The organism is Pseudomonas sp. MF6755, from assembly GCF_016405635.1.
In the GTDB taxonomy this organism is placed as follows: domain Bacteria; phylum Pseudomonadota; class Gammaproteobacteria; order Pseudomonadales; family Pseudomonadaceae; genus Aquipseudomonas; species Aquipseudomonas haemolytica.
Map to the genome: position 1 here is coordinate 23661 of NZ_JAEKDA010000033.1, position 6607 is coordinate 30267.

The 6607-nt window shown below is 59.0% G+C and carries 4 protein-coding genes and 1 pseudogene; 2 read left to right on the forward strand and 3 right to left on the reverse strand.

All coding sequences use genetic code 11. From position 1 onward, the window contains the following. Positions 1–10: 10 nt before the first annotated feature. The 3 genes from JFT66_RS28965 to JFT66_RS28975 all read right to left on the reverse strand — a co-directional run bounded on the left by JFT66_RS28965 (position 11) and on the right by JFT66_RS28975 (position 3159). Positions 11–670, reverse strand: a complete 660-nt coding sequence (locus JFT66_RS28965; RefSeq protein ID WP_034119725.1) for a TetR/AcrR family transcriptional regulator — start codon at positions 668–670, stop codon at positions 11–13. Between the two features lie 87 nt (positions 671–757). Next, positions 758–2152, reverse strand: a complete 1395-nt coding sequence (locus JFT66_RS28970; RefSeq protein WP_034119726.1) for a uracil-xanthine permease family protein — start codon at positions 2150–2152, stop codon at positions 758–760. A gap of 86 nt (positions 2153–2238) precedes the next feature. Continuing rightward, the gene (locus JFT66_RS28975) at positions 2239–3159 is read right to left on the reverse strand and encodes a LysR family transcriptional regulator (protein ID WP_034119727.1); all 921 of its coding nucleotides are present in this window, start codon (positions 3157–3159) and stop codon (positions 2239–2241) included. A 126-nt stretch (positions 3160–3285) separates the two neighbouring features. On the opposite strand from JFT66_RS28975, the gene JFT66_RS28980 reads away from it, so the two are divergent. Both JFT66_RS28980 and JFT66_RS28985 read left to right on the forward strand, forming a co-directional pair. Further along, the gene (locus tag JFT66_RS28980) at positions 3286–4635 is read left to right on the forward strand and encodes an aspartate aminotransferase family protein (protein WP_034119728.1); all 1350 of its coding nucleotides are present in this window, start codon (positions 3286–3288) and stop codon (positions 4633–4635) included. A 39-nt stretch (positions 4636–4674) separates the two neighbouring features. Beyond that, positions 4675–6169, forward strand: a pseudogene (locus JFT66_RS28985) (CoA-acylating methylmalonate-semialdehyde dehydrogenase). The last annotated feature ends 438 nt before the right edge of the window (positions 6170–6607 follow it).

Genomic DNA, 6607 nt, shown 5'->3' on the forward strand with positions numbered 1-6607 from the left:
CTCGCTTCGTTTATACGGCTGGCTTGATGCCGCAGCCTTTGAGAATGATATGGATCAGGTTGGTGCCGGCGTCTTCCATGTCCTGCTTGGTCAGCTTGGTGCGACCGGTGACGCGGCAGATCTGGGTGGCGAAGTCGGCGTAATGCTGGGTGCTGCCCCACAGCAGGAAGATCAAATGCACGGGGTCGATGGGGTCCATTTTGCCGGCGTCGATCCACGCCTGGAACACCGCTGCGCGGCCACTGAACCAGGCGCGATAGTCCTGGCTGAAATATTCGGTGAGGCATTCGCCGCCGCTGATGATTTCCATGGCGAAGATCCGCGAGGCTTGTGGTTGGCGTCGCGAGAATTCCATCTTGGTGCGGATATAGCGCGTGAGTGCGACGGCTGGGTCATCCTCGGCGGTCAGCGCGTTGAAGGTGCTGTCCCACAGTTCGAGGATATTGCTCAGCACCGCGATGTACAGGCCCAGTTTGTTGGTGAAGTAGTAGTGCAGGTTGGCCTTGGGCAGCCCGGCACTGGCAGCAATGGTGTTCATGCTGGTGCCTTTGTAGCCATGGCGCGCGAATTCATCTTCAGCAGCCTGGAGAATCGCTTGTTCGTTCTTTTGCCGAATGCGGCTGGCGGGTTTACCGGCGTGGTTGCTGTGGGCAGGAACTTCGAGGCTCATGGAGGTTTCCGTGCTGATCGATAGAGACGACGTGTGCACAGATAACCCACCCTCAAGCCTCAGACAAGTCCTGATGCAATAAAACCGTTAAAGCGGTTCCAGGCTGTCGCTTTGCGCTGTGTGCTTTGCGGCAGCCGTGCTCGCCTTGGCCTCCGGCAGTAACAGGCATAACACGATGGCGGTGAGGCCGCCGCTGGTGATGGCAGAGTCGAACAGGTTCTGCACCAGTGTTGGCATCAGGTGCAGCAGGTTGGGCTGGGCGGCGATACCCAGGCCGACGCCGAACGAGGTAGCGATGATCAACATGCTGCGTCGGTCCAGCGGTGCCTGGGCGAGAATGCGCACGCCGGCGGCGGCCACACTGCCGAACATCACCAGGGTCGCGCCGCCCAGCACCGGTTTGGGAATTTGCTGGAGCACGGCGCCGATCAGCGGAAACAGGCCGAGGCAGAACAGCAATACGCCGATATATAAGCCGACGTAACGGCTGGCCACGCCGGTGAGTTGGATCACCCCATTGTTCTGGGCGAAGGTGGTATTGGGGAAGGCGCTGAAGGTAGCGGCGATCATGCAGCTCACGCCATCGCCCAGCACGCCGCCCTTGAGCCGGCTTATATAGGAAGGGCCGCTGATGGGTTGGCGGGCGATCATGCAATTGGCCGTGAGGTCACCAACAGTTTCAATGCTGCTGATCAGATAAATCAGCGCTATCGGCAAGAAGGCGCTCCAGTCGAAGTTGAAACCGAAGCGGAACGGCGTAGGCAGGCTGATCAGGGGCAGGTCGGGCAGGGCTTGGGGCACGAGTTTGCCGCTGAACCACGCCGCCAGGCTCCCCAGGGCCAGGCCTATGATGATCGCCGAGAGACGTACCCATGGGGTATTGGAGCGGTTGAGCAAAATGATCGTCAGTACCACGAACAGGCCGAGCGCCAGGTTGGCGGGGGCGCCGAAGTCCGGTGCGTTAAAACCGCCGCCAAGGTCGGTAATGCCCACCTTGATCAGGCTGATGCCGATCAGCGTAATCACAATCCCGGTCACCAGCGGTGTGATGACTCGACGCAGTTGGCCAATAAAGCGGCTCAACACGATCTGTACCGCCGCGCCGAAGAAGCACACGCCGAAGATCATCGCCAATATATCCTCCGGGCTACCGCCGCGTTGCTTGACCAAAAAACCTGCCGACAACACCGCGCCGAGAAACGCAAAGCTGGTGCCTTGCAGGCAGATCATCCCGGCGCCGATACCAAAGGGCCTGCGTGCCTGGATGAATGTGCCCACGCCGGAAACCATCAGCGCCATGCTGATCAGGTAGGGCAAGTGGGCGGTGAGGCCCAGGGTTGAGCCGATGATCAGCGGCGGGGTGATGATGCCGACGAACGCCGCCAGTACATGTTGCAGGGCTGCCAATAGAGCGGGCAGTGGTTTCGGCCGGTCGTCGAGGCCGTAGATCAGGTCGCTGGAGCTGGAGGATTCTGGGGGCATGGCGGTTAACTCGAGGCGGACGGTTCAAGGTCTCTGTGCCTTGCAAAAAGCTGTCCAGTTGCTCAGCTTTTTGTGTGGGGCCCGAGTTAGCGGGTTGCGGCCAGGCTTTCCAGGAAGCTTTCCAGCACCAAATGAGGGCGGCGACCCTTGCGCGTGACCGATGCCAGGCTCAAATCGTAAAAACGTGTAGCCGGTTTCAGCGCGCGCAGTCGGCCTTGTTGCACCCACAGGCTAGCGTAGTGGTCAGGCAAGTAGCCGATGTAGCGGCCGGTGAGGATGAGGAACGCCATGCCTTCACGGTCGGACGCGCTGGCGGTGCAATTGAGCGCCTGGTAATGGGCCTGGATCTGTGCAGGCAAGCGGAAGGTGGGGGCGATGGCGTCCTGGCTGTCGATGCGTTCGTCGTCGAGTTGCTTGTTGTCGGCATAAAACAGCGGGTGGCCGACCGCGCAATAGAGCAGTGAGCGTTCGCTGTACAGCGGTTGGTATTCCAGGCCCGACAGCGCGCTGGCCTGGGGCACCACGCCGACGTGCAGGCGGCCGTCGAGTACACCTTGCTCCACTTCATTGGGGGCGATCATGCGGATCTGGATTTGCACGTCGGGGCCACGCTCTTTCAACTGCGCCAATGCGTGGGTGATGCGCATATGGGGCAGGGTGACGAGGTTGTCAGTGAGGCCGATGATCAACTCGCCGCGCAAGTGCTGATGCAGGCCATTGACCTCGGTGCGAAAGCTTTCCAGGGCACTCAATAGCTGCAAAGCAGACTGGTAGACCTCGCGACCTTCTTCCGTCAGCGAAAACCCGGCGCGGCCGCGTTGGCAGAGCCTTAGCCCTAGCCGCTGCTCAAGGTCGCTCATCTGTTGGCTGATGGCCGAGCGGCCGATGCCGAGTACGGCTTCCGCCGCCGAGAAGCCGCCGCATTCCACTACGCTGCGAAAGATGCGCAGCAAGCGAATATCGAAGTCACTGACTTGCGCCAGAGGGTCGGGACGACGGTTGCTCATAGTTTAGTGAAGTCCTGACTGAAGATTAGAAGAGTTGGATTTCACCGACTTTATCCCCATGGCAATTTAGCTGCAACAACGCTTTTTCAATCCCGACGCTGCCTTTTGCCTTGCGAGGTTTTGCTGATGAACATGCCCGAAAACGCCCCATCGTCCCTGGCCAGCCAACTGAAGCTGGATGCGCACTGGATGCCCTACACTGCCAACCGTAACTTCCAGCGTGACCCGCGCCTGATCGTGGCCGCTGAAGGCAGTTGGTTGACCGATGACAAGGGGCGCAAGGTTTATGATTCTTTGTCGGGCCTGTGGACCTGCGGTGCCGGGCATACGCGCAAGGAAATCCAGGAAGCTGTCGCCAAGCAAATGGGCATCTTGGACTACTCCCCGGCCTTCCAATACGGTCATCCGTTGTCCTTCCAATTGGCGGAAAAGATTACCGACTTGACCCCGGGTAACCTGAATCACGTGTTCTTCACTGACTCCGGGTCCGAGTGCGCCGATACGGCCGTGAAGATGGTGCGTGCTTACTGGCGTCTGAAAGGCCAGGCCACTAAGACCAAGATGATCGGCCGCGCCCGCGGTTACCACGGTGTGAACATCGGCGGCACCAGCCTGGGCGGGGTTAATGGCAATCGTAAAATTTTTGGCCAGGCGATGACGGACGTTGACCATTTGCCTCACACCTTGCTGGCGAGCAATGCCTTCTCCCGAGGCATGCCGGAGCAGGGCGGTATTGCCTTGGCCGATGAATTGCTCAAGCTGATCGAGCTGCATGACGCTTCCAATATCGCGGCAGTGTTTGTCGAGCCAATGGCCGGTTCTGGCGGCGTACTGGTGCCTCCACAGGGTTACCTCAAGCGCCTGCGTGAGATCTGCGACCAGCACAACATCCTGCTGATATTTGACGAAGTGATCACCGGCTTTGGTCGCACGGGCTCAATGTTTGGTGCTGACAGCTTTGGTGTGACGCCAGACCTGATGTGCATCGCCAAGCAAGTCACCAACGGCGCGATCCCGATGGGCGCGGTGATTGCCAGCAGCGAGATCTATCAGACCTTCATGAACCAGGCGACGCCGGAGTACGCCGTGGAATTCCCCCACGGTTACACCTACTCGGCGCACCCGGTGGCTTGCGCGGCTGGCCTGGCGGCACTGGACCTGTTGCAGAAGGAAAACCTTGTGCAGAGCGTAGCCGAAGTCGCGCCGTACTTTGAGAATGCTCTGCATGGTTTGAAGGGCAGCAAGAATGTGGTCGACATTCGAAACTACGGCCTGGCCGGTGCGATCCAGATCGCCCCGCGTGACGGCGATGCCATCGTGCGCCCATTCGAGGCTGGCATGGCCTTGTGGAAGGCTGGGTTCTACGTGCGTTTTGGCGGTGACACCCTGCAGTTCGGGCCAACGTTCAACAGCAAGCCGCAGGACTTGGATCGTCTGTTTGACGCGGTCGGCGAAGTGCTGAACAAGATCGACTGATTTCTCCTTCTATATAGAACAACTTTTCAGGAGCCCTGCATGAGCGTTATCCAGCATTTGATCAACGGCCAGTTGGTCAGCGACAGCGGCCGTACCGCCGATGTGTACAACCCGTCCACCGGCCAGGTGATTCACCAGGTGCCACTGGCGAGTCGCGAAACCATTCAAAGCGCGATCGACTCGGCCAAGGCGGCGTTCCCGGCCTGGCGTAATACGCCGCCGGCCAAGCGTGCCCAGGTGATGTTCCGTTTCAAGCAACTGCTGGAGCAGAACGAAGCACGTATCTCGCAGTTGATCAGCGAAGAGCACGGCAAGACCCTGGAAGACGCCGCGGGTGAACTCAAGCGCGGCATCGAGAACGTGGAATACGCGTGCTCGGCGCCGGAGATTCTCAAGGGTGAATACAGCCGTAACGTGGGGGCCGAACATTGATGCATGGTCGGACTTCCAGCCGCTGGGTGTGGTAGCGGGTATCACCCCATTCAACTTCCCGGCGATGGTGCCGCTGTGGATGTACCCGCTGGCGATTGTGTGCGGTAACTGCTTCATCCTTAAACCGTCGGAGCGTGATCCGAGTTCGACGCTGTTGATCGCGCAACTGTTGCAGGAGGCCGGGCTGCCTAAAGGCGTGCTGAGTGTGGTGCACGGCGATAAGGGCGCGGTGGATGCATTGATCCAAGCGCCGGAAGTAAAAGCCTTGAGCTTTGTAGGCTCGACGCCGATTGCCGAGTACATCTATTCCGAAGCGACCAAGCGCGGCAAACGCGTACAAGCGTTGGGTGGAGCGAAGAACCACGCCGTGCTGATGCCGGATGCGGATCTGGACAACGCCGTGAGTGCCTTGATGGGCGCCGCTTATGGTTCCTGCGGCGAGCGTTGCATGGCGATCTCGGTGGCGGTGTGCGTGGGTGATCAAGTGGCGGATGCGTTGATCGCCAAGTTGGTTCCGCAGGTCAAGGCGTTGAAGATTGGTGCGGGCACTTCTTGTGGCCTGGATATGGGGCCGTTGGTGACTGGCCAAGCACGGGATAAGGTCAGTGGCTATATAGAGGACGGTGTGGCTGCGGGCGCGGAGCTGGTGGTTGACGGTCGCGGCTTGAGCATTGCCGGGCATGAGGAGGGGTTCTTCCTCGGTGGCAGTCTGTTTGACCGCGTGACGCCTGAGATGCGTATCTATAAAGAAGAGATCTTCGGGCCGGTGCTGTGTGTGGTGCGGGTCGACAGCCTGGAAGCTGCGATGCAGTTGATCAATGATCACGAATACGGCAATGGCACGTGCATCTTCACTCGTGATGGTGAGGCGGCGCGGCTGTTCTGCGACGAGATTGAAGTGGGCATGGTAGGGGTTAACGTACCGCTGCCGGTTCCGGTTGCCTATCACAGCTTTGGTGGCTGGAAGCGTTCGCTGTTTGGCGACTTGCACGCCTATGGGCCGGATGGGGTACGTTTCTATACCCGTCGCAAGGCGATCACTCAGCGTTGGCCGCAGCGGGCCAGCCATGAAGCGTCGCAGTTCGCCTTCCCTAGCTTGTAAGGCTCAGTAAGAGGAACGCCGGCCCCGTGGGGCCGGCGTTCGCATTTCAGGGGCTTTTTTGACCGATATGACAGAAATGTGAAAAAGAAGGTTGACGGCAGATTCTGGAGGCCTATAATTCGCCCCACTTCCGGCGCAGTCGAAACGGAAAACTCCTTGGTAAACAATGAGTTATGAGGTTTTCGGCAGCGGGTTGCTTCAGTTTATCGAAGCCGAAAGGAAGTTGAAAAAGAGGTGTTGACAGCAGCGTGTAACGCTGTAGAATTCGCCTCCCGCTGATGAGAGATCAGAAGCGCAAGTGGTTGAAGTTATTGAAGAAATCTTCGAAAGCTTCTGAAAATAATCACTTGACAGCAAATGAGGCTGCTGTAGAATGCGCGCCTCGGTTGAGACGAAAGATCTTAACCAACCGCTCTTTAACAACTGAATCAAGCAATT

Bases quoted from the DNA above. Each gene is read 5' to 3' on its own strand.
- JFT66_RS28965 (WP_034119725.1), bottom strand. From the start codon at position 670: ATGAGCCTCGAAGTTCCTGCCCACAGCAACCACGCCGGTAAACCCGCC.
- JFT66_RS28970 (WP_034119726.1), bottom strand. From the start codon at position 2,152: ATGCCCCCAGAATCCTCCAGCTCCAGCGACCTGATCTACGGCCTCGAC.
- JFT66_RS28975 (WP_034119727.1), bottom strand. From the start codon at position 3,159: ATGAGCAACCGTCGTCCCGACCCTCTGGCGCAAGTCAGTGACTTCGAT.
- JFT66_RS28980 (WP_034119728.1), top strand. From the start codon at position 3,286: ATGAACATGCCCGAAAACGCCCCATCGTCCCTGGCCAGCCAACTGAAG.